Below are 26,661 nucleotides of genomic sequence, written 5' to 3'. Positions count from 1 at the left end.
AGTTACTGATTAGGACGATTGTCACGCACCCACCACAGCGGAGTCTTACCGAGGTCCACACCACCAAGGAGAGAGGGGATGACTTTGAGGTTGGGGTTGCTATCGTAAGCTGATGCAGGGAAGGAGAAGCGCTCAGGAGCACGCATGCTGGCATCTCCACCGATACGCGAAGGAGCTCCGGTATCAGCTGGCTTCATGATGAAGGGATAGCCCGTACGACGATATTCCGTCCATGCTTCATAAGCATTGGGGAAGAGCGCAAGGTACTTCTGCGTGATGATCTTCTGAAGCTGTACTTCCTGCAGGTTACGAGTAGCATCTACATCATTCCAGTTGGGAGAGACATTACCAGAGGAGATGTTATCGCTATATCTGCTCGAAAGGTAAGGGTTGTAAGCTACGGTAGTTGCAGCGGGCAATACCCCCGTCTGAGCCAGATAAGCCGTAGCATCTCCAGCGCCAGCTTCGGCGAAGGACTGACGGACACCCTGCTCATAGTAAGACTGTGCCGTCCCCGTAGAGATCAGACCGTAAAGAGCGGCCTCAGCCTTGAGGAAGAACGTCTCCGAAGCACGGAACCAGTAGAGAGGCGTTTCCGTAGAGAAGTTAGGCTTCGAAGCGTACTGAGCAGTATTAGCACCTTCCTTCTTCGACTCGTTGTTGGTCGGAGGGAGGAAGTAGTAGCCTGGTATATTGCGGTAAGTACCCTTCGTGAAGTACTTCTCAAGACGTGGGTCATTGTAGCCCTGGAGGTAAGACCAGATAGTAGCACCCATACGCGTCTCATTGTACTGATCTACAGAGATGAGTGCTGGGTGTGCCAGAGGCTGCTTATCGGAGTTACCGATCTTAGCCTCGTCAGCCGTAGTCTCAATAACGCCACCATTGGAAGCATCCAAAGCCTTTGCGATGTATTCCTTAGCCAGTGCGGCATCCTTGAAGTGGACACGGACAGCCATACGCAGCATCAGGGAGTTCGCAAGCTTAACCCACTTGCTGGCATCACCGTTATAGACGAGATCATTACGGGAGAGAACGGACTCACGAGCTTCGCGTAGGACTGCTGCACTCTTCTCCAGATCCGCAAGCATACCCTTATAGACCTCCTGCTGAGAGTCAGGAGTAGGCGTGATGTCACCGCTACCAGCCTTCGTATATACGATAGGGCCAAAGGCATCGGTAGCACGTAGCCAACCCACAACCTTCACGATATTGGCCATCGCCAGGACCTGCTGAGCCTGCAGGTTATCCTTAGCACGGCTTGCCTGGATGTGGATGGGGAGCCAAGATTTCGCTACATCCCCGTAGAGGAGACCGTAGAGGATGCTCATACGTCCATTGGTGAACGTCCAGGTACCTTCCGTGTTAAAGTTCCAGTTATTATTATTCCCGTAGTAGCCTACATAGTTCCCCGTAGAGATAAGCTCGAGGACCTGCATGCTATTACCAGGCCCCGTTTCGCCAGCGACGCCGATAGGCATGACCGAGCGCTGAAGGCTCATCATAGCCAAGCCATAAGCAAGACCACCCTGGTTGAGCTCCTCATCGGTAACACCGACACGGCTGGTATTGATATCTTCCTGATTGCAGGAGGCGAAGACCAGCGCTGAGGCCATCGCCAAAGCGGGAAGGACTAATTTCTTGAAGTTCTTCATTTCATTTCTTCTTTATCTGATAAGATAAGTACTCGACTTAGATGCCGACCTTGATGCTGGCACCGATAGTGCGCTGGCTGGGGAGCATGAAGTAGTCATAGCCCTGACCAAACGTACCCGTAGCCCCCGTGAGTTCAGGATCGTAAGGAGCCTTATTATAGATCATCCAAAGGTTCGTAGCGTAGACAGAGAGAGCTACATTCTTAAAGGTCTTGCCAAGGAAGTTCTTAGGCAGGCTGTAAGAGAGGCTCAGCTCCTGCAGACGAACGTTCGTAGCCGAGTAGACGTAGTAGGAGTCGAGGTTGTAGACAGCATCGTAGAACTGCTGTGGAGCGATGGTAAGACCTTCGCCGATGTTGATACCACCAGCATCACGTGCATCAGCAGAAGCCTGAGAAACCCCAAACTTGTCGAGAGCAGCCTGCGTCTTCGAGATGACGATACCACCAAGACGAGCCGTGAAGAGCATATTCAGGTCGAAGCCCTTATAAGAGAAGCCGTGCTTCCAGCCGAGATTCCACTTAGCATTGACCGAACCGAGCTTATAAGGAGTCGTTGGCTCCGTGACCAGAGACTGACCTGGAGTATAGTCTACATAGCCATTAGCATCACGCTTGATGCGCTCGCTAGCGTAAACGTCACCGAGCTCACCACCTTCACGCAGACGGAAGCGACCCTTGACGATATCCTTCAGGTCAAAGACCTCGTGCGTGATAGGATTTGTGACACCAGAAGCCAGCTTGAGGATCTTATTGCGGTTAGCCGTAGCCGTAACACTTGAGTTGTATTCAAAGCCACCAAACTTCTTATTGAAGCCAAGCGTCATTTCGATACCACGGTTACGGACATTACCAGCCTGTACATAGAGCTTCTTATAGCCCGTACCTGGATCGAGGTCGGTCTCAAGGAGCTGATTGAGCGTATTTGACTGATAGACCGTAGCACCAAAGGTCAGAGCACCACCGAACCAACGGGAGTCGACCCCGAGCTCGATAGAGCGCGTACGCTCAGCCTTCAGGTCAGGCAGAGGATAGTAGTCGAAGGGCTCGACCTTACCGCTGCTCATCGAGTGCGTGATAGTACCTGGGGTCAGACCAGTGAAGGGGATAGGAGAACCCACCTCCGTATAAGAGGTACGTACCTTCAGATAAGAGAGCGTAGGACGGAGCTTAGCGCGCAGGTCCTCAGAGATAAGGTCGGTGACGACAGCAGAGAGACCGATCGAGGGATAGAAGATCCAGGGATCTACGCTACCGACGAGCTGCGAAGGCTTGTCCGTACGACCCGTAAGCGTGAGGTAGAGCGCGTTGCGCCAAGCAAGTTCAGCAGAAGCGAAGACTGCGAAATTACTCTTACGCGTAGAGGACTGCGAGCCACCGCTCTGGAGCTGATTGGTATTGGGGAAGATGAACTTATTAGGGATAAGGAAGAGGTGTCCACCAAAGCCCTGACCCTTATTGTCATACTCTTCATACGACGTACCTAGGGTAGCCGTCAGATTGATGTCCTGAGCAATAGGGGAATTGTAGTTCGCCATGAAGTCCACATACTTCTGCTTGAAGTAGCTGACATCAGAAGAGAAGTAACCGAGGGGCTTAGAGAAGACGCTGGAGGTAGAAGCATAGAGCTTCGTCTCACGCTCAGTGAAGGTGTTATCCAGACGAGCACGACCCGTGAAGTTAATCTTCTTATTCAGCTCATACTTCAGAGAGCCGAAGAGCATGTAGCGGTCATTAACCTCGGGGTGCAGATTGCGGTATGCTACCCAGTAAGGGTTCTGCACGTCCATACCCATGCTACCAGGCTTCCACTGCTGTACATTGTACCCCAGCTCTGCGTCGTAGCGCTCGAAGTACTTCTCTTGGTCGAAGTTCTCACCACGAGGATAGAGATAAGCACCTACGATAGGATTGAAGTATGCCCCGTAGGAGATCATGTTGTTCGCGTAGTCACGGATGTAGTTAGCCGAGACATCCAGCGTCAGCTTATCATTGAGGAACTTCGACGTATTACGAATCGAAGCATTGTAGCGATGGTACTTATTGTTAGGTACGATCCCCTTAGCATTGATAGCAGAGGCAGAGAAGTAGGTCTGATTCTTATCCGTACCAACAGAGAAGTTGAACGAGTTATTGAACGTCACGCCACGGTTGTAGAAGTCGCGTACCTTATAGGTGGAAGGAGTAGCGAGCTTATCACCCCATGAGGTGTACTGACCAGCCTGATTGCCATAGGTATTCTGGAACTTAGGCAGGATGAAGGGCGAAGCCGTCTCTACCGAAGAAGAGAAGTTCACACGCAGCTGACCTGCAGCACCCTTCTTCGTATTAATGAGGATAACCCCATTAGCAGCACTTGCACCATAGAGAGCAGCAGCCGAAGGACCCGTCAGGACGCTGATCGACTCGATATCGTCAGGGTTGATATTTGAGATACCTTCACCCGAAGCACGACCTGCACCGAAGCCAGAGCCGTCACCACCACGGTCAGCGCTGTTACCGACAGGAACCCCGTCGATCACGTAGAGCACGTTATTATCCCCTGAGATCGACTTGTTACCACGCATGACGACACGCGTGCTACCACCGACACCCGAGGCACTACGCTGGATGTTCACACCAGCGACCTTACCGTTGAGGCTGTTCATGAAGTTGGCGTCCTTCACCGTCGTCAGAGCATCGTTCTTGATCTCCTGGACATTATAGCTCAGAGCCTTCTGCGAGCGCTTGATACCGAGAGCGGTGACGACGACACCTTGGAGCTGGTTGTCTTCACCGGAGAGCTCGATCTTCAGCTCCGTCTGGTTGCCGACAGGCACCTCCGTCTTCTTGTAGCCGATGGACGACACGACGAGGACGGCACCTGACTTCACGTTCTTCAAGGTAAACTTCCCGTTGATGTCCGTGGAAGCACCTTGACCTTGTACGCCCTTGACCAGGACGGAAGCCCCGATCACAGGCTCATGATTCGTGGCATCGAGGACGACACCACTGATGCTCTTTCCCTGCGCCATCGCGGTAGCGACCGTAAGGAAGAGGATCATGAGGATAGATAGTACTTTCTTCATATTTAAAACTAAAAAATAAGCGGAGAGTGGTCTTGGCCTCTGTACTTTCTCTTTTTAGGATTAGAGAGAAAAGGCTGCGAAGCTCCCCTGTGCAGCACCTTGTGGGACAAGCGGCAGCAGTGAGCAAACGACTGATTGAGGGAAAGACGGTACGGGGATCAATACATAAGCCGTATCAATAGCCCCGTCTTGAAGTAGATAAGGTATAGCAACGAAGGAAAGCCCCCAACCATTCAGGTTGAGAGCAGCACAAAGCTCCGAGGAGCGATTAGTCTGTTGCACGAAGGCGCGAGCAGTAATCATGTTCCGTTGTAAGTGCGAGCAAAAGTAATAATTAAATTCTTTCGGAAGTTGTAAGAAGACAAATACTTACTTCCTAAAATATTTAAGTATATAACAACACTCATAACCCGCTGTTATCCTGCCACATACAACCACAAGATGGCGCTACGAAACTTGACTGTTAGAAGCACCATTCTACAACAAATACGATGCAATCGCTCGGGGAAAGCAAAAGACAGCTCAAAAAGTAGACCTTCGACGCACCTATTACTGGGATCAGAAGCACCCTGCGCTCTTGATCAGTTCGCCGCTGGAAGACACTTGGGATAGCTGCATCCCAATAGGGGAAATAGCACACCACAAATTAGACTATATACCAGTCAATTAGATGAGAGCGATAAGAGAGAGGAAACGAACCAGTACTGGTCACTCATCGGAGCAGTACTGGTTCGTAATATGTACCAGTACTGGTCTGAGCTCCGACCAGTACTGGTCAGCTCAGTGACCAGTACTGGTTGAAAAACCCACCCTATATAAGAAGATTACACCGAGCTCCCCTACCCGATTCTCCTTCACTAGGAGGCACGTGGTATATATACGTAAAGAGAGAAGTGAGAAGAAATATCAGATAGGTGATACACCTTATGAAAAGTTTGCTACCTTTGCAGTGTTACAGACAAGCAGTACACCACATATAAATATTACTGTCCTATGATCACAACTAAGCAACTTTCCTTCGGCTACAAGTCAGGGCGCCCAGTCTTCAGTGGCCTCGACCTGAGCCTACCTCAGGGTAGCGTCGTAGGGCTCCTCGGTAAAAACGGCGAGGGCAAGACTACACTCCTGAAGAATCTCTGCGGCCAGCTCTTCTCGAAGCAAGGTGAGATCAACGTCCTTGGCTTCACGCCACGCGAACGTAAGGTAGCCTTCCTCCAGCAGGTCTACCTCCTCCCCGAAGAGATCCACGTACCTCAGGTCACCATCCGACGCTACTTCGACCTCTGCGCTCCCTTCTACCCCAACTACGATGAAGCTATTGCCCGCGAACTCATTGAGACCTTCTCGCTCGACTGGAAGATGAACCTGGGCAAGATCTCACAGGGGCAGAAGAAGAAGGCACTGATTGCCTTCGCCCTCTCACTCCGTGTACCCCTGCTTCTCCTCGATGAGCCGACGAACGGACTGGACATCCCTTCGAAGGGAGAATTCCGCCGCGCCGTAGCTCGTCACCTCAGCGAAGAGCAGACGGTCATCATCAGCACGCACCAAGTACGAGATCTTGAGCAGCTCATCGACCGCATCGTCATCCTCGAGCGTGGTAGCATCTACTGCAATGAGTCCATCGCTGATCTCTCCGAGCGTCTTTACTTCGGTCTCGTCAGTCCCGACGAAGAAGCCCGCGCACTCTATACTGAGCCTTCGCTGGGTGGCACCGTCGGCATCCTGCCACTTCAAGGCGAGGCCGTGGCGGATACCTTCAGCATGGAGCTCTTCTTCAATGCTGTCGTCAGCCGAGGCGAAGAACTCATGCGTCACCTTCACACTCCATCTGAAACCTCTAAATAAGCGCTACGATGAATACCTCCACGCTACATCGCTCCTCATTTGGGCGCATCTACCTTCTCACTGTAGAAGGCTTCTTCAGCTCCCTGCGCCCACTGCTCATCTTCCATGCTATCATGGCGGTGGCATTCTTCGGCTTCCCGTTCCTGACCCTTTTCCTCACGAGGGGATTTAATATCCAAGAGGCCTTCATTGAACTGGCTGAATTCTATGGTAGAGGCGGAGTCATCGGCCCCTACCTGATCGGGACGATCATCTATATCTTGATCTGGATCAATAAGTGCGTACATAAGCCTTCGCCAGGTGCTTATACCCAGATCCCCGCTTCGGCTGGAGAGAAGATGATAAGTATTGCCCTACTCAGCTTGGGCTATTACCTCATCTCGCTACTCTCTACGCTGATTATCTCTGGTATCTTTGGGATCTTCGTCCCTGGGGGATTCAGCAATGTTTTGGAATGGGCACTCCCGATACAGTTCTTTCATGGGCACCTATCTCTAAAAGACTCAGCAGCTATTCTCTCTATGGGACTACAGTTGCCACTACTCGTGACGCTCTGCATGATCCACTTCCGCAAGGCGATCTTCGGGCTGTGTGCTGCGGCGTTCGTAGAGTTCAGTGGCTTCCTCATCTTCCTCACCATCGTCCTCAACTTCGAAGAGGAGATATACCGTTACACGATAGAGCATCCCCTCACCGACCGTGATTATGCTTGGATCGTCCTGATCTTCTTCGGGCTCATCGACCTCTTCCTCACCTGGGCTATCTACCATCGCCTCAAGACCATCCAAATCAAGTAATCTCTATGGCATTCTCCAATGTGGGCTTTGCCCATATCATCGACTACATCAACGAAGGTGTACTGACGGGGCAATTCACCGAAGGCGAGCGTATCCCCTCAGTGCGCGATATGGCCGAACTGATGCAGGTCGCCCCCAACACCGTCGTTCACGCCTATGATAAGTTGGCTCTCCGTGGCCTGGTATATCCCATGCGCGGCCTTGGCTACTATATCAGCGAAGGGGCGGTAGAAACCATCCGTGCTGAGAAGCGTAGAGCCTTCCACGAAGAGTCCATCCCTCGCTTCCGCCGTGATGCAGAGCTTCTCGGCATCACCAGCGAAGAGCTCCGCAAGGCACTCGATCTCTAAGCCCCCTACTCCACTACTTTCAGCGTGCCCCGCATGCCTTTCCCGTCGGGATTAGGTATGCGGGGCACGGCGCGTTATAGAGGTGAGGAGCAAAGGGTATATACCCTTCGAGCAAATAGTATATACCCTTCGGCAAAAAGGTATATACCCTTCGAGCAAAAGGTATATACCTTCCGATAGAAAGGTATATTCCTCACGACAGCAAGGTATATTCCTCACGACGGCGAGGAATAGTCCTCCAAAAGAAAAGGTATATACCTTCTGAGCAGAGGGTATATACCTTTCAAATGGAAGTTATATTACTTCCGTCCCAATGTTATATTACTTTCAGGCAAATGTTATATTACTTTCGAGTGAAAGTTATATTACTTTTCTCCGAAGCCTATTGGAGCCGCTGACGAAGGCACTATAGAACCGCCTTCGAAGGGGCGTAGTCGCGCGTCAGAAGTTCGTAACTCAGACGCAGCCAAACGAGCGTGGGAGGAAGTGCCTTCAAGGCATAAGGCAAGACATACGCCTCACGTAGACTGCGGGGGAAGAGGTCCGAAGGCGAGAGACTACTTAGCACGAAGGCGAAGACCAGCAGGGCTACGTCCCAGCCCGAGCGCTTCCACGGACTCGTCGCGTACCACAGCGCGATCCCAGCGAAAGGTATAATGTAGGTGCTTGACTCGCTGCCCGTACTGAAAAGCACTACGAAGAGAAGCACCGAGCTAAGTATCGCGTAGCGGAATGCCAAGTGGCGGTACTGCCCGAAGCGAAGGTAAGGCAAGCCAAAGAGCGCCAGCCCAGGGAGGATGACCAAGAGGTCGGAGTAGGAAGCAGAGCCCGAGATCTTGCGAATCATCCCCAGAAGCGAGATGTTCTGCATTAGGGAGAAGGTGTTCTCACCGTTCTTCGCCGCAAGTCGTTCGTACCACTCGACGTATTGCCCTACGACATACTCGGGGCTACTGATCAGCATCGGCGCGACAAAGCACACGATCGACCAGCCGATGAGAGCCAGGATGAAGCGGGGCTTGCGCTTGACGAAGAAGAAGAATGCCAAGCCGACGACGCCATAGAGCTTGACGAACGTCCCCAAAACAATGAGGAAGGCGGCCGTGACTTCTCTCCCCTTCTCGATAGCTGCAAAGGAGCCGATGATGATGGCAGCGATGGCGATGTTGAACTGCTGCATCTGCAGCGCCGTAAGTAGCTCATGCGCGCAGAACCAGTAGAGGAAGATCTGTCGCCCCTCTTCCAAGGGCAGGCGACGCACAGCATAGTACATACCGAGCGCGAGCACCACGAGCCAACCGAGAAGGCCAATAGCATCGGGCACCACCGCAAAGGGAGCGATGACGAGACTGAAAATCGGACCGTAGTGATTGTGGTCGTTGTACTCCGTCGGGTAGAAGTCATACAGCGACAGCTTCTGGATGGTGTGCCAGAAGACTCCACGGAAGATGAGGAAATTATTATGGCGGTGCGGTGCGATCTTCGTCAGCCCTGCAACTACAGCCAAGAGCGTCCACAGGCCAAAGAGCGTGCGGGGATTCGAAAAGAAAGGCTTGTGGAAGAAGGCCTGCAGCTTAGCACACAGGCGAAGTAAAGGTTGGTCCTTAGTCATGGTGCTTGAGGTGCTGAGCGATATGATAGCGTGGGCGCTGCTTGATCTCGATATATATCTTCCCGATATACTGCCCGATGACGCCGAGCGACAGCAGGACGATGCTCCCAATGAACCACAAGGAGAGCATCAGCGAAGCCCAACCCGGCACGGACAAGTGCTCGATATAAGAGACCAGCACATACACCGCCATGCAAATGCTGATAAGCAGGCACAGCAGTCCCATACCGATGATCCAGCTGATAGGGCGTGTCGTGAAGGAAGTGATGCCATCTACCGCCAGCAGGAGCATCTTGCGCAGCGTGTACTTCGATTCCCCAGCGACACGCTCACTGATGACGTCGTCGACGGTCGTAGAAGCATAGCCCAGCTGAGGGATGATCCCACGCAGATAGAGATTGCGCTCAGGGTAGCAAGCCAAAGCATCCAGCGCACGGCGACTCATCAGACGGAAGTCCGCATGATTGTAGATCGCACGAATCCCCATAGCACTCTGCAGGCGATAGAATGCCAGTGCCGAGGTGCGCTTGAGGAGTGGATCCGCCGTGCGTGAGACCTTCACCCCATAGACGATATCATAGCCCTCCAGATAGCGATCGATCATTTCCTCGAGCGCGCCTAAGTCATCCTGCAGATCGGCATCAATCGTGACGACAGCATCAGCGAAGTCTCGCGCCGTCATCATCCCCGCCATGATCGCTGACTGATGTCCCACATTACCCGCCAGACAAAGTCCATCGATGAAGTGATTCTCTCGGTGAAGCTCTTCTATCAGCTCCCAGGTGCGGTCACGACTACCATCATTGACGTAGAGGACGTGACTTGTGGGAAGGATCTTACCTGCTGCGATGAGGCGCTCAAGGAGCTTCGTGAGTTCGCGAGCGGAATAAGCAAGGATCGCCTCCTCGTTGTAGCACGGGGAGACGATCACTAAGCGGGGAATGGGGATAGAGATCATGTGATGATCAGAGGGATGAATGCTTTGGGGGCAGACAAACTTTACTTAATGTTGTAGGTAGAGTTGACCGTGATGCTGGCGGTCTTCTCCTTAGAAGAAGTATTGAAGGAGCCACCCCAGCTGTAATCTTCGTCGCTATTCTGACCGACGATCTGGAAGACACCCATGTTGGACTTCGTCAGGCCACCGAGACTGCTCTTACTGCCCTCAGCGATGACGGAGGCACGATTGCGAGCATCTTCAGAGGCTTCCTTGAGCATCTCGATCTTGAGGTCATTGAGCTTCGTGTAGTAATAGCGAGGATTGCCCGACTCGATCTCAATACCATTATTGATCAACTCAGAGATCTGGCGAGAGACAGCTTCGATAGCCTCGATGTTGCGCGAGGTGATCGTCACCGTCTGCGTCAGTGAGTAGCCCTTGAAGCGATAGAAGGTACGCCCAGAGCTCTCGTCATAGGAGCTTTCATTCTCACGAGAGATACTGACGCTGCTGTAAGCAATAGCTTCGCTGGGGATACTCTTGCTCTTGAGGTAAGAGGCTACGGCCTGCTGCTTCCCCTTAAGCTCGGAGTAAGCATCCTGCAGATCTGTCGACTCAGAGGTGAAGGTCGCAGACCAGACAATAAGGTCAGAGGTGAAGTTACGCTCAGCCTTCCCCGTGACGGAGATCGTCTTGGGCGAATTGCTACGGAAGCCCTTCAGACCGCCAGCGAGTACGAAGACGGAGACAAGCAATGCGACAGCTCCGATGAGCGTCAGCGTAAGAGCGGACTTGTTAATGTTCATTGAGAAAAGAAATTAGATAGTTATTATAGAATCCGTGAACTCGGAATAGGTGATGAACTCAGCTCCCTCTCCCTTGAAGTAACTGATCCAGCGATCCAGTCGATCGACCATCGCACGGCCAGAGTTATTGCGCACGATGAAGGGGAGGTTCAGCTCGGGGTGCTCATTCAGCTCGTAGAACTCCCACGGATGGAAGTAGGTCACCAGATAGCCATCATGACGGAGCGTACGACGACAGAGCCAACGATAGAGTCCGAAGGGAAGATTGTGACACGAGAGCCAGAAGAGCGGGAAGCGAATAAGAGGCGTCACCGAAGCTGGGATCTGCAGTACTCCCTCCTTCATAAAGTGCGTGCGTGGTGCACTCAGATGCATGTAGCGCCCAGGGATGAAGGTGGGGTTGAGAGAGGTATTGTAGCTATAGCCTGCCTTATAGATCTCCGCCTCAGGGACGGGCATCATACGCGCCTGACGATAGCCTCGCACAGGGACTCCAGCAAGAGCCTCGAGAGTGTCCTTAGACTTCTTCAGGTCGGCAGGCTCAAAGGTCCAGTGGTAGTAACCATGTGATGCAAGCTCATGCCCCTCAGAGAGGATACGCTGGATGATCTCGGGAGCATGCTGAGCGAAGTTCGCCGTACAGAAAAGGGTCGCACGTACCTCATGCTTCTTCAGTACATCGAGGAGGGCATGTGATCCTGCGACAGAGATACGCACCTGCTCCGCCATAGGAAGTTCGACTCCGTGCTCACGTGGCACATCGAACTCCTCTATATCGAAGCTCAATAGGATACGATGGGGGCGTGTAGCCATTGGGGAAGGTAAGGGGACTACTTGAAGAGAGTCGATAGACGCTCGATGCTTTGCTCGACGGGAGCACCCTCATAGAGGATATTGTAGACGGCACTACAGATAGGCATCGTCACTTGGTAGCGCTGGTTGATCTCATGGATACACTTAGCGCCGTAGTACCCTTCGGCGATCATATTCATCTCCATCTGAGCGGCACGGACGCTGTAGCCCTTACCGATCATATTACCGAAGGTACGATTGCGGCTATAGCTGGAGTAAGCCGTGACGAGGAGGTCACCGAGGTAGACGGACTCTGTCACGTCACGACTGACGAGATGCACCGTACTGACGAAGTTGCTCATCTCCGCGATAGCATTCGATATCAGCACGGACTGGAAGTTATCTCCCTTATTCATCCCGTGGCAGATACCAGCGGCGATAGCATAGATATTCTTCAGCACCGCTGCGTACTCGATACCGACGACGTCACGGCTGACAGCGCAGTGGACGTAGTCGTTGCTGAAGATCTCTTCGCTCAGCACCTTGGCCTTAGCCATATCGAAGCAGCCGACCGTCAGGTAGGACATGCGGTCCTTGGCGATCTCCTCGGCATGACAAGGGCCCGCGATGACCCCGATCTGACCGGGACGCAGCTCCTTATACTCCTGTAGATAGTCCGAGATGAGGACGTTCTCCTCGGGCACCATCCCCTTGATCGCATTGATGACGAGCTTATTGCGGATGACCGAGTTACGCACACGCTTGAGGTAATAGCGTATGTAGGGGGAGGGGGTAGCCAGGATCACGGTATCACAGGCTCGGAAGAAGTCATTGACATCCGAGTCGGTGAAGAAGGTGATACGATCCGTATCGAAGGTAACCGACGTCAGGTAACCAGGATTGTGGCGCAGGCGCTTGAAGTCCTTGACGTGTGTCGAGGTGCGCAGCAGCCAGTTAAGTTTGGGTTGCCGTGAGAGGACGATCTTCGCCAAGGCTGTAGCCCAGCTACCGCCACCGAGGATACCTACTCTACCGGGGAAGCTGGAAGTCTGTTCGGGCATGATACGTGTACTTACTTAGCCGACTCCCCTATGAAGGGGAGCGGCTCGTGAGAGAGTGCGGGGTGCGCTTACTGAGCGCCCCCGATGGTGGTCCAAGCTGTGACGATCTCGAGCGTCAGAGGCTCCAGATCCAGCTGATACTTCTTCTTGATATCCTGGAGCTGCTGCAGCAGGCGACCGGGCTTCTCTTCGGCGCGTACCGACTCCAGAGTCAGATAGCCAGCCTTGTGCAGGACGGGTACCCATGCTTCGGGGATACCAGCAGCGATGAAGACCTCCTTCTTGTCGCGAGGAGCGACCTTCTCGGGGCGCATCTGGGGGAAGAAGAGTACTTCCTGGATGCTTTCCTGACCTGTCAGGAGCATCACAAGGCGATCCATACCGATACCCATACCGCTCGTCGGGGGCATACCATACTCAAGGGCACGGAGGAAGTCGGCATCGATGAACATCGCTTCATCGTCCCCCTTCTCTGAGAGACGGAGCTGCTCCTCGAAGCGCTCACGCTGATCGATGGGGTCATTGAGCTCGGAGTAAGCATTGGCCAGCTCCTTACCATTGACCATCAGCTCGAAGCGCTCGGTGAGGCGGGGATTAGAGCGGTGCTCCTTCGTCAGGGGTGACATCTCCTTAGGATAGTCGGTGATGAAGGTAGGCTGGATATAGCTGCCTTCGCACTTCTCGCCGAAGATCTCATCGATCATCTTACCGACACCCATAGATTCGTCGACCTCGACACCGAGCTTCTTGCAGGTCGCACGAAGCTCGTCCTCGCCCATCTGACTGATATCGATACCCGTATGCTCCTGGATCGCATCAAGCATAGTGATACGCTTGAAGGGAGCCTTGAAGTCAATCTCGCGATCCCCTACTTTGACCTTCGTCGTACCTAAGACCTCGAGGCAGATAAACTCCAGCATACGCTCGGTGAACTCCATCATCCAGTTGTAGTCCTTGTAGGAGACGTAGATCTCCATAGCGGTGAACTCGGGGTTATGCGTGCGGTCCATACCTTCGTTGCGGAAGTTACGGCTGAACTCATACACACCCTCGAAGCCCCCGACGATGAGGCGCTTCAGATAAAGCTCGTTGGCGATACGCAGATAGAGCGGGATATCCAACGCGTTGTGATGCGTGATGAAGGGGCGCGCAGCAGCACCACCAGGGATGGGCTGCAAGACGGGCGTATCAACCTCGATGTAGCCACGTTCGTTGAAGAACTGGCGCATCGCATTGAAGATCTTCGTACGCTTGAGGAAGATATCCTTAACATGGCTATTGACGACGAGGTCGACATAGCGCTGGCGGAAGCGGAGCTCAGGATCAGTGAAGCTGTCGAAGGTCTGACCATCCTTCTCCTTGACCACGGGCAGGGGACGCAGTGCCTTCGAGAGGAAGGTCAGCGAGGAGGCATGTACCGAGATCTCCCCCATCTGTGTGCGAAAGACTTCACCCTCGACACCGATGAAGTCGCCGATATCCATAAGCTTCTTCACTACATTATTATATAGAGTCTTGTCTTCGCCTGGGCAGATCTCATCACGCGTGATGTAGATCTGGATACGGCCAGTAGAGTCCTGGAGCTCGAGGAAGGAAGCCTTACCCATGATACGACGGCCCATGACACGGCCAGCGACACGCACCTCACGACGAGGTGCATCATCCTGGAAGGTATCGAGGATCTCACGGGCATACCCCGTGACGACATATTCGTCTGCTGGATAAGGATTGATACCGAGGGCACGAAGCTCCTCAAGACTACGGCGACGGAAGATCTCCTGTTCGCTCAGCTCTAAGATATTCATTCTGCTATATGCTGATTCTGATATTTACTTCTTTACTAATCTACGCAAAGATAAGGCATTTCTACGATAGGAGTAGGGCATTACGCCCAAGGCTCTCTCCCCTATCGTAGCTAGTCCGACCACCACCTCCTACCATCAATGAAGATAGCCGGATGGTAAGCTAAGCCTACTCAACATTCTTTCACAGCCTGAGGTTGATAGATAAAAGCAAGATCACGGGCTCGAGAGCTATCTCTACAGTCCACCACTCAATAGAAATCATATATAGAATGGAAATATATAGAATGGAAATACTTGATATCCTTCGCTCACGCTACACGACCAAGACCTACGACAGCACCTTTCACCTCAGCGACAAGCAGCTGGAGGACATCAAGGAGATGCTCCGCCTCTGCCCCAGCTCTATCAATAGCCAGCCCTGGGCCTTCGAGCTCATCGGCGATCGCAAGACAAAGAGCCTGCTTGCCCAGCACTCGTACTCCAACAAAGAGCGTATCGAGCAAGCCAGTCACCTCCTCGTCATCTATAACTATCGTGACGTAGATAACTATCGTGACGTAGCGACCTTCGAAGCAGAGCGTATCGCCACGCTCAGCGAAGGAGCGCAGGAGTTCTATCGCAATAAGATCGCTTCTCAGGGCGAGGCCACCGTCCTGGGCTGGATGCGTAGTCAAGCCTATATCGCTCTCGGGATCGCCTTGACGGGGCTTGCGAGCATGGAGCTGGACAGCACACCCATGGAGGGCATCGACCTCGAGGCCTACGACCAGATACTCCATCACGACAAGTATCGCCCCGTCCTCGCTATCTCAATCGGGAAGCGTAGCGACGACGATATCAATCAGCCTACGATCACCCCCAAGCAGCGTCGCAGCGAGGTCTTCCTGTAGTCTCCGACAGGCAGAAGCAATAGCCCCATATAGGTCAGCCCACTGACCTATATGGGACTGTTGCCGCGAGTCCTGTCCTCTATTTAGAGTGCTAAGGCATCGCACGCCCAGCTCCCCGATACACCTCTCCGAAGAGACACGCAAGCCCTTCACCTTATCGCTCATATTCCTCTCATCCAGCGAAGGGAAAAGCATCGTTCTCGTGAAGAAAAAAGCGCCTTCACGTAGTGGTTTTTCTCTATCTATGCACGTAGTCTTAAAGACCAGGCACGTCAGTCCAAATATCCACGTACGTAGATATTAGAGCCACGTACGTAGTCCAAACTTATCTACCACTCGTCCGCAACTTTTATCCCTACACGGAGCAACAATCTAATGGAGGTTACTTCACAAAGCTATATAGCTTCGCACCGAAAGCTATATAGGAATCAGCCCAAAGCTATATAGCTTTCTTCGCCATCCTATATAGCTCTACCCACGTACTCATATACCTATTATGAGCCCCCCATACATTACGGTACAAGGAGCCTATATACTCGGGCTATCCACTTCAGCGGTCTACTCTCGTGTAGGCCGTTTGCTTTATCAGAAAAGAGTTGGTAATTTTACCGCAAAGCCAGTGCTATTGCAGAGCTGGTGGCACTATGGGTCTAACAATTAATCTATTCGAACGCACATGATCGAACGTATCGGCACCAATGCTGGCCTCGTATGGAATGCCCTTAACAGCCTGGGCAAGATGGACATTAAGGCTCTTCGTAAAGCAACCAAGCTCCGCTCTGACAAGGAGCTCTTTGCAGCCATCGGTTGGCTCGCGAAGGAAGGGAAGCTCCTCTTTGATGAATCTGGTGAAGAATTGCTCGTTGAGCTCACCTACTAATGCTACGTGGGGAGCACCACTCCCCTACTCACACCCTCAAGCTATCCCTTCGCAACGACGGAGGGATAGCTTTCTTTCATCCCTATAGCTCTTATCCCCGTGAGTACCCCAACCTCTGGCACGGCTCGAGCCTCCAACTTCGAGCTACTCCGCATCTTAGCTATGCTGCTCATCCTTGTGCTGCATGCCAACTTCCTCGCTTTCCGCTTCCCAACCAATGAAGCGATCCATTCGCAGCCACTCACATCTCTGGGCCAAGTATGGAGCGAAGCACTTGCCATCGTCGGAGTCAATGTCTTCATACTCATCTCGGGATACTTCGGGATCAAGGCACGCGTCAAGGGGATCGTGAGCCTACTCTTCCAAGCCTTCTTCTATACCGTCGGAGTGTACAGCACCCTCGTACTCCTCGGACTTGAGCCATTCAACCTATCGGAATTCGTGGGGAGCCTCATGCCCCTAAATCGAAAGTCTGAGTGGTTCCTCCCGACCTATCTGAGCCTCATGATCTTCTCCCCACTCCTCAATGCTCTCGCTCAGCGAACGAGTGAGCAGGAGCTAAGGCGCTACCTTCTCCTCTTCTTCTTAGTGGAGTTCGTCTTAGGCTTCATAAATGATCAGCTGGAAGTCAAGGATGGCTATTCACTCTTCGCCTTCTCGGGCATCTACCTCATCGGGCGCTATCTACGCCTCTACCCTCAGCGCCTTGAGCGCTGGAGCGGACGAACCTTCCTCCTCGGCTACTTTGGGCTCACCTTTGCCCAATCTCTCGCACTCTTCCTCTTTGCCTACGGGACGGGGCAGTCAATCGTAGCGAGTCCGCTTGCCTACAAGTTCATGAGCTATGTCTCCCCGATCAATATCCTCTCAGCCGTACTGCTCTTCCTCGCCTTCTCTCGGTTCAAGGTACAGAGTGCCGCAATAAACTGGATAGGCTCATCGACTCTCGCCGTCTACCTCATTCACTGCAATGCACGGCTCATCGGGCGATATACGGGATTTGTGCGGGAGCTGAGTGAGCAGCACCCGACGGGACTTTTCATCGTATCAGTGATGGGATTTATGTTGCTGGTCTTTGCGGGGAGTATCCTCATTGATAAGCTTCGCCTGCTGGTGTGGCGGTGGGTCATCTCGCCACTCTATGATGGGATCGCCCGCCTATGGGTGCGTGCTGGACTACCTATCTTTCAGTTCCCCGAGCTGAGGAACTAAGGCCTAAGGCTTTTCCTTCTTCGTCACAGCCTCCACTTCGCCATCAGCAAAGCGCACCGAGATCTCTGCTCCCGCAGGGATCTGGCTACTGCGTGTGACGATACGTCCGCCGACAGAGACCAAGCTAAAGCCTCGACGTAGGATCTGATCGGGATGCGCCAAGCGGATCGCTTGCTCCTGACGCAGGAGATCGGCCTCCATACGCTCTCTCAAGTGCGATACATACAGTGGCAGGGGAGAGAGTCGCTCACGAAGCACCTGACGATACTGGCGCAAAGCATAGGATGCAGCTGTAGGGAGACGACGGAGTACCAGCTCAAGACGATGCTCAGACTGCTGGAGATAATGACGAGCTGAGAGGGTGATCTGCGAGCGCTGCATAAGTAGCTTGCGCTCAGCCTGCTCCAAGCGACCACGAACTAAGAGCGGTAGACGCGAGACCTGCGTATGGAGCCAATTACTTCGCCCCATAGATAGGGCTTGTAGCAAAGAGGGGAGTCGGCGTAGCTGCTCCCGCAGCTCTGCCAGCTCTCTTGCCAGCCCCTCGACTAAGAAGGTAGCTACTGCCGTCGGGGTCTTCAGCGTAGTATGGGCTATCAGATCAAGCACCGAGACATCACGCTCGTGGCCTATACCCGCAATGATAGGTAAGGGGAACTGCGCGGCAGCTTCGCACAAGGTGTAGTCATCGAAAGCTCTTAGCTCACTCACGGCACCCCCACCACGAATGATTACCACGGCATCAAAGTGCTCCTCCACCTCGGCGATACGCCCCAGTGCAGCGAGTATGGATGCAGTCGTATCATTCCCCTGCATCTGCGCTGTGAAGAGCGCCGTATAGAGCACTACTCCATAGGGATTCTCATGGAGCTGACGCATAAAGTCCCCATAGCCTGCTGCCGTGGGAGACGAGATGATAGCGATACGCTGCAGGGGGAAGGGGAGCTCAAGCTCCTTATTCATCGTGAAGAGCCCATTGCGCTTGAGACGCTGTATGGTCTCCAAGCGCAGGCGAGCGATCTCACCGAGCGAGTAATTGGGATCAATATCGATAATATTCAAGCTCAGCCCATACTGCGGATGGAAGGCAATCCCGGCAAGAGCCAAGATACTCATCCCCGAAGTGAGCTTGCCCACACCACTTCTCTCGAAGCGTTGCTCAATCATCGTATAGGTCGATGACCAGATCGTAGCACGCACCTTCGCCACGACATCCCCTTCCTCACCCTTCTCCAAGAGCTCCAAGTAGCCATGACCTTGGCCACCGGCACGACGCAGGTCGCTCACCTCCGCCCGCACCCAATAGCGATCGGGGAAGGAGTGCTCTAAACAGCGTCTGACCGAACCCAAGAGCTCGGTCAGACTAAATGAACGGACAGTCGTAGCTTGCTGCTGCACGGAGACCGCCTATTGGGGGATATGATCTGGGATATGGATGCTACGCTCGAAGCTTACATCCAGCGAGATCAAGGTCTCGGTAGCGACGACCCCTGGGATGCTCTGAATAATCCCGTTGAGGATGCGCATGAGGTCGTTATTATCAATCGCATAGAGCTTGATAAGCATCGTATAGGGCCCCGTAGTGAAGTGGCACTCGACGATCTCGGGGATCTCGCGCATTCGCTCAGCGACCTCCTTGTAGAGAGAACCACGCTCCAGGCGCACCCCAACGTAGGTGCACGTGTTGTAGCCTATCTTCTTGGGATTCACATGATACTTTAGCGAGGTCAATACCCCATTCTCAATCATACGTGTAAGACGCTGATTGACGGAGGAGCGCGAGCTATTCTCTCCCTCAGCTACGTCACGCAAGGGGACGCGAGCATTCGTAGTCAGTCGTCTAAGGATCTTCAGATCCAGCTCATTCAGTTTCTTCATACAAGGATGGATCGGTGCGCCACTAATTGCACACCTTATGATACAAATGTAGTAAATATCCCATGATTAGTCGCCATATCGTGCTCAGATCATGGCAATTTACCTAGTTTCTCTCTGCAGACTGCCCAAGTTGGCGAAGAATCGGGAGACACTTGAGCTGAGGGAAGGAGTGTAAGTGTAGGCGGTAATAGGCAAGGAGGTAGTCAAGAATCACCCCACGCTGCTGTCGGCTATAGGCAAAGCCGTGCATTGTGTCATAGCTCATCCGAAGGAAAAGTGGCAGATGCAGGGTCTCCTCCGGTGACAGGCAATAAGCCTCTCGCTGTGGCAGGTAGCACTGCTCTTGCAGGCTGAAGCAATATCCACATCCTCGAGCCTCCTCATTAGGAAGATCTGGAGCGATACCGAAGTAAGGGAGGAGTGTCAGTAGGAAGCAGAGGTGAAAGTTCGCAACACCGCGACTAAGCCCTTCCCACAGGACAAGCGATGAGGAGATATAGTCGTAGAGCTCGCCATCGGGAGTCTGCGTCGTCGACAGGATGCGGTAAAGGAACTCACTCAGGAAGATCGCCTGGGCCCCCTTAGCCGGGTCTGTATGGACCGCGTGGCGAGGGTGCAAGCTATGTACCTCCTGAATACGTGCCAAATCACGCTGAGGACTAAGCGACAGCGTGATCTCCACCTCTGACAAAGGGCGCAGGTGCTCCCGCACAGCGTTCTTTCGGCTGGAGGTCTCAGGGACAAGCGTACCGACGTAGCCTATCTCCCGACTATAGAGGTGTACGATGCTATAGCGGTCACTATAGCGAGTACGATGGAGTACAAGAGCTGGAGTAGTCGTATAACCCATCAGCAGTCTACTTAGGAAGTACGAATAAAGAAGAAGACGAGTCTATAGCGACGCCCCACGATGTGGGCACGGGCTATAGACTCGTCTTCGTTAGTGAGATTAGATTCTCATGCCTCAGGGACTGTCTTAGTCAACCTGGACAACGAGGATCTTTGAGTTACTCCAGAAGGCCTGAGCATTCTTGATGTAGAGGACAAGCTGCTTATCTGAGCCAGGTACGAGCTCATAAGAAGAAGCTGGATGTACCGTCAAGAGGCGAGCCTTGCGGCTGAAGAGGGGGATCTGCGAGAGTTCGCGGAGGTCCGTCTTCGTGAAGTAGCTCATGTTAGCGTTCTCCGTGACGACACGACCGCTCTTGATGAGGTTCATCTCCTTGAGGTCAGAGCTGGTACCGACGCAGTAGCGGACGGTGTTCATTTCCTTATCCTGAGCAGCCAAAGCTTCAGCCTGCTGTGCCGCAGCGACATTCAGACGATCAACGTCCCCATTACGCTGAGTAAGCATAGAGTCCAGCACACCGATAGCGAGGTTCTTACGCTCGAGCTCTTCGGAGAGAGCGAGGACACGCTGCTTCTGGTTTTCGAGCTCCTTACGCAGAGCAGCGATCGTGCCGTGCAGACGCTTGTTTTCCTTACCACTTGACTCCAGCTTCTTAGTCAGCTGGTCAAGAGCTTCACTGCTGGCACGGAGCTTATCGTTAATCAGGAGCATGTTGTCCTTGATACGATCACGCTCAGAGCGCTGGAGGTCGCCACTACGAGGATTGACATTGATCATCCCTTCGACGGAGGAGATCTCCTGGAAGTTCGTCAGGACACTGGCCACGAGGGAGTCTGTTTCATGGAGCTCAGCCTCATAGTTCTGATTGATCAGGGCGAGTGAATCATACTGCTGCTTGAGCGTCTGATATTCGCCAGAGTTCTTCCCGCAGGAAGCGAGAGTAAGCAGCATCGCTGCACCCAAGACAAGTCTCTTTGTCATACGTTTATTCGATTTACTTATTCCACTTCTTCGATCGCTTCATCTTGCGTCGATCCTCTTCGTCGGACGAGCTGTGGATGGGATCTATTGTATCTTGTTTCTTATCACTTACAGTGCTTTTACCCACTATGAGAACGAACTCTCCTCGGGGCTCTTGCTCCTTGAAATGTTGGATAACCTCTGCGAGGCTTCCACGAACCACTTCCTCATAGAGCTTAGAGATCTCTCGGACTGCAGCGACCTTTGTCTCTGCTCCCATGTGTTCGGAGAGTTGCTCTAATGTCTTAACGATTCTATGTGGAGATTCGTACAGTATAGTTGTATAGTCTGAAGATGCTATGCCCTGCAGTTTCGTCTGCCTACCCTTCTTCACAGGGAGGAACCCCTCAAAAACGAAGCGATCAGAAGGTAGCCCCGAGATAACCAAGGCTGGGACGAAGGCGGTTGCGCCAGGAAGGCATTCCACCTCGATTCCTCGCTCAATACATGCGTGCACCAAGAGATACCCAGGATCCGAGATAGCTGGTGTACCAGCATCTGTGATCAAAGCCACCTCACCCTCTTGCTCAATACGTTCACACAGGCGCTCGAGAGCCTGATGCTCATTATACTTGTGGTAACTCTGCATCGGGCACTTGATCTCATAGTGCTGTAGGAGTAGCCCTGAGATACGAGTGTCTTCGGCCAAGATCAGCGAGACTCTCTTTAGGACATTGAGAGCCCGCAGGGTGATATCCTCAAGGTTTCCGATCGGAGTCGGTACGAGTATGAGCTTAGGCATCGTGGAGGCTAATTTTTTTTCTTCTTAGCGATGAGCTCGGTGAATAGCTTCGTCCAGCGCTGCATGACGGACTCTTCCGAGAAGCGTACGGAGAGTTCTTTCGCTCTTTTCCCCATCTTCTTGCGCAACTCATCATCTTGAATCAGACGGATGATCCCCTCCGCCAGCTTATGATAATCCTCAAGCTCCTCTACAAGGATACCAGTTTCGCCATTGATAATGATATCACGGGGCCCACAAGGACAAGCGTAAGAGACGTTCGGCACACCACAAGCATTCGCTTCTGCAAGAGCCATTGAAAAGCCCTCATGGCGAGAACTCACAACCGAGATAGATGAGTCCATATACTCCTTCTGCATATCAGAAGACTCTAAGCGGTCGATACTATCTCTCAGCTGGAGCTTATCAATGATAGGATCAAGCTTCTCCAGTCCCTGGCCACAGATCTTCAAGCGCCAGTCGGGACAAGCTGCATGTACGATTGCCCAAGCCTCAACTAAGTTTTCAAAATTCTTCTGTACACCATGGCGTCCAGAGGAAATCACCTTCTTTACTTCAAGAGTGGCACTCTCAACTGGAGCGAATGTATTCCCATTAGGTATGCAGATCGTATTGGGGACATCCCAGTTAGGTATATCCTCCTGGGTCAAGACGACAAACTGATCAAAGCGACGAACCAGCTGAATATCAACCCAGTTTTGGAGTTTACCTAAGAGCCCCTTTCTGGAGAAGGTCCAAGTATAGCGGGCACCATGTGCCTCCAAGACCTTAGCACTTCCATCCTTGATGAAGGGTAAGAAGAAGATCTCCTTACCATACATAGAGACCACTATATCAGGACGAATCTCCATCAGAGTTCGCTTCATCCGGAGATAATGACGAATGAGGAAGCCAGGCAACTTCATCGCCTTCTGTAGCATGCTAAGCTGGTCTGCTCCAATGTACCCAATGGCATAGTCCACCGTCTTTACCCTCGGATCCATTTCATAGTAGGGAGAATTCCCAATCTGATCTGACGTTAAGATATATACTTCGTGACCCTGCTTAACCCAGTAGTTCACCTTATTGATCAGCACGCGAGTCTGGCCTCCAGCGTACCAAGTATTATTTAAAACGTAGGCAATTTTCATAAGAGGGGTTACTTTACGAGTTCATTAAATAGCGAGAGCCACTGAGGCATAATGACATCAAGGTCATAGCGATGCGAAGCCTTCTCTGCGGCTTGTCCCATACGACGACGAAGTTCTTCATCATGCATTAGCGTTCGAAGACGCTCTGCAAAAGTCTCCTGATCATAGAGGGGAACCAAGAAACCATCCTTACCATCCGTGATTATATCTCGAGGTCCACTAGGACACATATAGGAGACAGCGGGCAAGCCTACCGACTGAGCTTCGAGAAGCACCATAGGGAGTCCTTCATAATGTGAGGTCATTAGATAGACCGAGGAGGAGGCATAAGCCGTCTCCATATCACTCACAGCTCCCTCAAAGGAGACTTGAGAGGCAATCCCCAACTCTTTTGCCTGGTGCTTCAAGCCATCAAGCATCCAGCCGCTACCATAAAGGTGTAGCTGCCATTCGGGAAAGTCAGGTGCGACACGAGACCAGATCTGAAGGAGCTCGGGAAAGTTCTTTTGATACTCCATACGTCCCACAGCGATGAGATGCTTGGTGGATACATCGGCTCTCTTTTGGGGAGAGAAAGGCAGAGCATTGGGGATAACACTCAGGTTAGAAAAGCCCTTCCAAAGAGGCTTTTCTTCATGAGTAAGGATAACGAAGCGATCATAGCGAGCAGCGACCCGCTCCTGCTGGGCTACCCGAAGACGCCCAATGAAGCGTCTCAACTTGCTCTCCGCAGGATGCATAAGCTCTGCTGTTGCCTTGGCAGAATGTAACTCGAGGATCTTTCGACTTCCATCCTTTAAGTCGGGTAGAAAGCTGGCTTCCTGACGCCAGACAGATACGGTGATATCAGCATGCAGACGCTTGAGCTCAGCCTCCAAGCGGATCTTGTGCTGGGAGCGTAACTGATACGTCTTCCAATATCGCTTCCACGGGGAGAGTTCATCAAACTGATCGTAATTCAGCCCCAGATCAACTCGCTCTACACGCTTATCGATAGGGAAGAAGTCAGGACGACCAGCCTGATCCGTAGTGATGATACAAGCTTCATAGCCATGGTTCACAAGGTAGTTCACCTTATTGGCGATGACTCGCTCGATCCCTCCGGACTTAAACATCGCAGAGATACAGTAGACGATCTTCATTGGCTTATGCTTTTGATACGTTGATGCACAAAGTTAGCTCTTTCCATGTACTCCCCTACGGTACGCCTATTTATTCATGCGTTTGATGAGGCTGTAGGCCTTGTAGAGCCCCAATTCACCGGCACGACTGAGGTCGCGAGTACCCTCCTTCACCTTCCCTTCGGAATAGTAGAGAAGACCTCGATTGAAATAGCTTTCGGCAAAGAGCGGGTTGAGCTCAATCGCCCTGGTATAATCTTGCTTTGCTCGCTCTACATCCCCCGTCTTAGCATACAGGTTCGCCCGATTATAATAGGCAAAGGCGAATGTCGGAGCTTGAGCAATGACCTGATTGAGATCAGCCAAGGGGGAGTATTCGACGACTCTCGTTGGGGTAGACGTAGGTAGGGGGAGCTCTGTAGGTGTAGTGCCCTTACCCCCCGTAGCAGCTGCTCGGACTTGAGGTGTAGAAGGAGTAGACTGCTCAACAGGGCGCCCACGCTCAGCCTCACTCCGACGAAGTGACGCGATGGAGCGAGCAAAGTAGGCTAAAGTAAATGATGGGTCACGCTCTATAGCCTCGGTAAGGGTTGATATTGCTGCACTAAGATCTTGCAGGAGGAGGTGATCAATGCCCTTAAGGAAGGAGAGCTGCGCAGTCTTCTCAGTCTGAGCATTCAGCTGGCTGAGATGCTTCTGTACCTCTTCGACCTCTGCCATACTTAGGCTACTCCCCTGCTCACGGAGCACAAGGCGAGGGGCACGCTTATCCTGATGCAGGCGCTGCGTATTGAGACGATCTAATAGTGAAGCGAAGTAGACCTGGCCCTGGTTCCCATCCTTATCTATCTCAGCAAAGTAAGAGAGCGTCAGGTCACGACGAGGCGTCATCTGCGTCTCCTGATCCTGGATACGACCACGGATCTGGCTGGTATATCTGGGCTTGTCCTTAACCGGCTCTGGAGCCGTCTCAACAAGCATATTGTACTTCTCGATCGCTTCATCTTCGCGGCTACGCGTCTCCTTACCGTCCTTAGTGGGGCGAGAAGCAGAGGCGGCACGATTGCGATAGCTCTTGCTATTCTGCAGGTCAAAGAGATGAAGCTCATCGCGTGTAGCTCCCTTGACATCACCCATCTTACGGCGCACCTCAGCACGAGCCATAAAGCCTTCGGCAAAGATGGGATAGCGCTTGAGTACGATATTGAGATCCTCTAAGGAAGAGCGAAGGTTCCCCAAGCGAAGATGTAGGAGTGCACGGTTGTAGCGCGCGATGTAGTGGTCTGGCTCAAGCTGCAGGAGCTTATCCCAGTCCTGAATAGCCAAGCTATACTCCCCTACCTGCGTGCGTAGTAGCGCACGATTGTTGAGGGCTGCACGGTCATTCGGCTCGAGGCGTAGTCCCTCGGAGTAGTCGCTCATCGCCCCTCGCAGGTCATTGAGGTGATAGCGCATGATCGCTCTATTGACATAGAGATTCGCATCACCTGCATCTTGAGCCAACACCCGATCCAGTGCACGAATACTCGTCTTATAGTCCTTGCGCTCGGCTGCTATCTGGGCACGGAGGAGGTGAGCTGGCAGGTAGGTTGAGTCCTTCGCCAGCAGATAGTCCACCTGCCGTGTAGCACTAACTGTATCTTTTCGCTCAAGAGCTGACTGTGCCAAGATGCGATAGGCATCCTTGTTCTTCGGATCGATCTCCAGCAGGCGCTGGGCTGCACTATCTGCCGCCGCATACTGCTTATCCTGCAGTAGGGCTATGGATAGATTGTACTGAAGGCCCACATCTCGTGGGGAAAGCTCAAGACCGCGACGGAAGTCCTCGACTGCGGGCGTATACTCCTTCTGCGAGAAGCGAGCGATGCCACGCAGGAGGTAGGCACGAGGAAAGATCGGGTTACGCTCAAGAGCCAGTGAGGCATCAGCCTCAGCACCGGCGTAGTCATCAAGGTTGATCTTCGCCACAGCCCTATAGAAGTAAGGCTCGGCCATCCAAGGGCGCAAGCCGATGATCTGATTGAAGTACCCCATCGAGACGATATAGTCATTGAAGTAGATCGCATTGCGTCCGATCGAAAGCGCCTGCTCGACATCGATCTGCGCACGTAGCGTAGAGGCAGATAGGAGGAGGGCAAGGGCCGCAAGTGTGTACTTCTTCATACGTCGTCTATCTCGTAGTGTAGGAGTGAGGGCTGAGGCACG

General features: G+C 52.7%; 22 protein-coding genes. 6 read left to right on the top strand and 16 right to left on the bottom strand.

The features are described 5' to 3' along the window. Positions 1-2: 2 nt before the first annotated feature. Complete coding sequence (locus KO088_RS08400) at positions 3-1,655, bottom strand: RagB/SusD family nutrient uptake outer membrane protein (protein WP_215494359.1); 1,653 nt, start codon at positions 1,653-1,655, stop codon at positions 3-5. Positions 1,656-1,692: 37 nt separating this feature from the next. Next, a complete protein-coding gene (locus tag KO088_RS08395) occupies positions 1,693-4,722 on the bottom strand; it encodes a SusC/RagA family TonB-linked outer membrane protein (protein WP_251419906.1) in 3,030 nt (1,009 codons plus the stop codon). Between the two features lie 993 nt (positions 4,723-5,715). Here KO088_RS08395 and KO088_RS08390 point away from each other — a divergent pair. From KO088_RS08390 to KO088_RS08380, 3 genes are read left to right on the top strand one after another with little or no spacing between them, the layout of a single operon-like run. Next, the gene (locus KO088_RS08390) at positions 5,716-6,570 is read left to right on the top strand and encodes an ABC transporter ATP-binding protein (protein WP_215494358.1); all 855 of its coding nucleotides are present in this window, start codon (positions 5,716-5,718) and stop codon (positions 6,568-6,570) included. An 8-nt stretch (positions 6,571-6,578) separates the two neighbouring features. Then, on the top strand, positions 6,579-7,367 hold the full coding sequence (locus KO088_RS08385) for a hypothetical protein (RefSeq protein ID WP_215494357.1): 789 nt from the start codon (positions 6,579-6,581) through the stop codon (positions 7,365-7,367). 5 nt (positions 7,368-7,372) lie between these two features. Continuing rightward, positions 7,373-7,717: a GntR family transcriptional regulator gene (locus tag KO088_RS08380; RefSeq protein ID WP_215494356.1), complete on the top strand. Its 345-nt coding sequence runs from the start codon at positions 7,373-7,375 to the stop codon at positions 7,715-7,717. A gap of 406 nt (positions 7,718-8,123) precedes the next feature. Here the strand turns inward: KO088_RS08380 and KO088_RS08375 are convergent, their stop codons facing one another. The 6 genes from KO088_RS08375 to lysS form a co-directional block, all read right to left on the bottom strand. Next, the gene (locus tag KO088_RS08375; RefSeq protein WP_215494355.1) at positions 8,124-9,329 is read right to left on the bottom strand and encodes a glycosyltransferase family 87 protein; all 1,206 of its coding nucleotides are present in this window, start codon (positions 9,327-9,329) and stop codon (positions 8,124-8,126) included. Further along, positions 9,322-10,272 carry a glycosyltransferase family 2 protein gene (locus KO088_RS08370; RefSeq protein ID WP_215494372.1) on the bottom strand — a complete coding sequence of 317 codons (951 nt, stop codon included), beginning with the start codon at positions 10,270-10,272 and terminating at the stop codon, positions 9,322-9,324. Before KO088_RS08370 ends, KO088_RS08375 begins: the two co-directional genes overlap by 8 nt. A gap of 56 nt (positions 10,273-10,328) precedes the next feature. Beyond that, positions 10,329-11,075 carry an SIMPL domain-containing protein gene (locus KO088_RS08365; protein ID WP_215494354.1) on the bottom strand — a complete coding sequence of 249 codons (747 nt, stop codon included), beginning with the start codon at positions 11,073-11,075 and terminating at the stop codon, positions 10,329-10,331. A gap of 12 nt (positions 11,076-11,087) precedes the next feature. After that, positions 11,088-11,888 carry a polysaccharide deacetylase family protein gene (locus KO088_RS08360; RefSeq protein WP_215494353.1) on the bottom strand — a complete coding sequence of 267 codons (801 nt, stop codon included), beginning with the start codon at positions 11,886-11,888 and terminating at the stop codon, positions 11,088-11,090. A 17-nt stretch (positions 11,889-11,905) separates the two neighbouring features. After that, positions 11,906-12,928 (bottom strand): NAD(P)H-dependent glycerol-3-phosphate dehydrogenase, encoded by a 1,023-nt coding sequence (locus KO088_RS08355; protein WP_009433078.1) that lies wholly within the window; start codon positions 12,926-12,928, stop codon positions 11,906-11,908. Positions 12,929-12,996: 68 nt separating this feature from the next. Next, the gene (lysS, locus tag KO088_RS08350; RefSeq protein WP_215494352.1) at positions 12,997-14,733 is read right to left on the bottom strand and encodes a lysine--tRNA ligase; all 1,737 of its coding nucleotides are present in this window, start codon (positions 14,731-14,733) and stop codon (positions 12,997-12,999) included. Between the two features lie 284 nt (positions 14,734-15,017). Between lysS and KO088_RS08345 the strand changes: the two genes are divergently transcribed. The 3 genes from KO088_RS08345 to KO088_RS08335 all read left to right on the top strand — a co-directional run bounded on the left by KO088_RS08345 (position 15,018) and on the right by KO088_RS08335 (position 17,715). Then, the gene (locus KO088_RS08345; RefSeq protein WP_215494351.1) at positions 15,018-15,623 is read left to right on the top strand and encodes a nitroreductase family protein; all 606 of its coding nucleotides are present in this window, start codon (positions 15,018-15,020) and stop codon (positions 15,621-15,623) included. A gap of 676 nt (positions 15,624-16,299) precedes the next feature. Continuing rightward, on the top strand, positions 16,300-16,503 hold the full coding sequence (locus KO088_RS08340) for a winged helix-turn-helix domain-containing protein (RefSeq protein WP_009432916.1): 204 nt from the start codon (positions 16,300-16,302) through the stop codon (positions 16,501-16,503). Between the two features lie 99 nt (positions 16,504-16,602). Continuing rightward, positions 16,603-17,715, top strand: coding sequence for an acyltransferase family protein (locus KO088_RS08335; RefSeq protein ID WP_215494350.1), 1,113 nt, complete (start codon positions 16,603-16,605; stop codon positions 17,713-17,715). A 3-nt stretch (positions 17,716-17,718) separates the two neighbouring features. Here KO088_RS08335 and xseA read toward each other — a convergent pair whose 3' ends face one another. From xseA to KO088_RS08295, 8 genes are all read right to left on the bottom strand, one after another. Next, entirely contained in the window at positions 17,719-19,113 is a 1,395-nt protein-coding gene (gene xseA, locus KO088_RS08330) for an exodeoxyribonuclease VII large subunit (RefSeq protein WP_215494349.1), read from the bottom strand. 9 nt (positions 19,114-19,122) lie between these two features. Continuing rightward, positions 19,123-19,593 carry an Lrp/AsnC family transcriptional regulator gene (locus KO088_RS08325; RefSeq protein WP_009433161.1) on the bottom strand — a complete coding sequence of 157 codons (471 nt, stop codon included), beginning with the start codon at positions 19,591-19,593 and terminating at the stop codon, positions 19,123-19,125. A gap of 103 nt (positions 19,594-19,696) precedes the next feature. Beyond that, positions 19,697-20,443: a DNA repair protein RecO gene (gene recO, locus KO088_RS08320; RefSeq protein WP_215494348.1), complete on the bottom strand. Its 747-nt coding sequence runs from the start codon at positions 20,441-20,443 to the stop codon at positions 19,697-19,699. A gap of 126 nt (positions 20,444-20,569) precedes the next feature. After that, entirely contained in the window at positions 20,570-21,424 is an 855-nt protein-coding gene (locus tag KO088_RS08315; RefSeq protein WP_215494347.1) for a Cbp1 family collagen-binding glycoprotein adhesin, read from the bottom strand. A 13-nt stretch (positions 21,425-21,437) separates the two neighbouring features. After that, the gene (gene rsmI, locus KO088_RS08310; RefSeq protein ID WP_215494346.1) at positions 21,438-22,205 is read right to left on the bottom strand and encodes a 16S rRNA (cytidine(1402)-2'-O)-methyltransferase; all 768 of its coding nucleotides are present in this window, start codon (positions 22,203-22,205) and stop codon (positions 21,438-21,440) included. A gap of 8 nt (positions 22,206-22,213) precedes the next feature. Then, on the bottom strand, positions 22,214-23,335 hold the full coding sequence (locus KO088_RS08305; RefSeq protein ID WP_215494345.1) for a glycosyltransferase family 4 protein: 1,122 nt from the start codon (positions 23,333-23,335) through the stop codon (positions 22,214-22,216). Positions 23,336-23,343: 8 nt separating this feature from the next. Then, positions 23,344-24,477: a glycosyltransferase family 4 protein gene (locus KO088_RS08300; protein WP_215494344.1), complete on the bottom strand. Its 1,134-nt coding sequence runs from the start codon at positions 24,475-24,477 to the stop codon at positions 23,344-23,346. 66 nt (positions 24,478-24,543) lie between these two features. Beyond that, the gene (locus tag KO088_RS08295; RefSeq protein ID WP_215494343.1) at positions 24,544-26,619 is read right to left on the bottom strand and encodes a tetratricopeptide repeat protein; all 2,076 of its coding nucleotides are present in this window, start codon (positions 26,617-26,619) and stop codon (positions 24,544-24,546) included. Positions 26,620-26,661 lie beyond the last annotated feature (42 nt).

It is taken from the genome of Porphyromonas bobii (genome assembly GCF_943169685.1).
Classification (GTDB): Bacteria; Bacteroidota; Bacteroidia; order Bacteroidales; family Porphyromonadaceae; genus Porphyromonas; species Porphyromonas pasteri.
Note: the sequence above shows the minus strand (reverse complement) of the source record. Positions and strands in the feature narration are given on the sequence as shown.

Coding starts and splice junctions, on each gene's coding strand:
- KO088_RS08400 (WP_215494359.1), bottom strand. CDS start 1,655: ATGAAGAACTTCAAGAAATTAGTCCTTCCCGCTTTGGCGATGGCCTCA.
- KO088_RS08395 (WP_251419906.1), bottom strand. CDS start 4,722: ATGAAGAAAGTACTATCTATCCTCATGATCCTCTTCCTTACGGTCGCT.
- KO088_RS08390 (WP_215494358.1), top strand. CDS start 5,716: ATGATCACAACTAAGCAACTTTCCTTCGGCTACAAGTCAGGGCGCCCA.
- KO088_RS08385 (WP_215494357.1), top strand. CDS start 6,579: ATGAATACCTCCACGCTACATCGCTCCTCATTTGGGCGCATCTACCTT.
- KO088_RS08380 (WP_215494356.1), top strand. CDS start 7,373: ATGGCATTCTCCAATGTGGGCTTTGCCCATATCATCGACTACATCAAC.
- KO088_RS08375 (WP_215494355.1), bottom strand. CDS start 9,329: ATGACTAAGGACCAACCTTTACTTCGCCTGTGTGCTAAGCTGCAGGCC.
- KO088_RS08365 (WP_215494354.1), bottom strand. CDS start 11,075: ATGAACATTAACAAGTCCGCTCTTACGCTGACGCTCATCGGAGCTGTC.
- KO088_RS08360 (WP_215494353.1), bottom strand. CDS start 11,888: ATGGCTACACGCCCCCATCGTATCCTATTGAGCTTCGATATAGAGGAG.
- KO088_RS08355 (WP_009433078.1), bottom strand. CDS start 12,928: ATGCCCGAACAGACTTCCAGCTTCCCCGGTAGAGTAGGTATCCTCGGT.
- lysS (WP_215494352.1), bottom strand. CDS start 14,733: ATGAATATCTTAGAGCTGAGCGAACAGGAGATCTTCCGTCGCCGTAGT.
- KO088_RS08345 (WP_215494351.1), top strand. CDS start 15,018: ATGGAAATACTTGATATCCTTCGCTCACGCTACACGACCAAGACCTAC.
- KO088_RS08340 (WP_009432916.1), top strand. CDS start 16,300: ATGATCGAACGTATCGGCACCAATGCTGGCCTCGTATGGAATGCCCTT.
- KO088_RS08325 (WP_009433161.1), bottom strand. CDS start 19,593: ATGAAGAAACTGAATGAGCTGGATCTGAAGATCCTTAGACGACTGACT.
- recO (WP_215494348.1), bottom strand. CDS start 20,443: ATGGGTTATACGACTACTCCAGCTCTTGTACTCCATCGTACTCGCTAT.
- KO088_RS08315 (WP_215494347.1), bottom strand. CDS start 21,424: ATGACAAAGAGACTTGTCTTGGGTGCAGCGATGCTGCTTACTCTCGCT.
- rsmI (WP_215494346.1), bottom strand. CDS start 22,205: ATGCCTAAGCTCATACTCGTACCGACTCCGATCGGAAACCTTGAGGAT.
- KO088_RS08305 (WP_215494345.1), bottom strand. CDS start 23,335: ATGAAAATTGCCTACGTTTTAAATAATACTTGGTACGCTGGAGGCCAG.
- KO088_RS08300 (WP_215494344.1), bottom strand. CDS start 24,477: ATGAAGATCGTCTACTGTATCTCTGCGATGTTTAAGTCCGGAGGGATC.
- KO088_RS08295 (WP_215494343.1), bottom strand. CDS start 26,619: ATGAAGAAGTACACACTTGCGGCCCTTGCCCTCCTCCTATCTGCCTCT.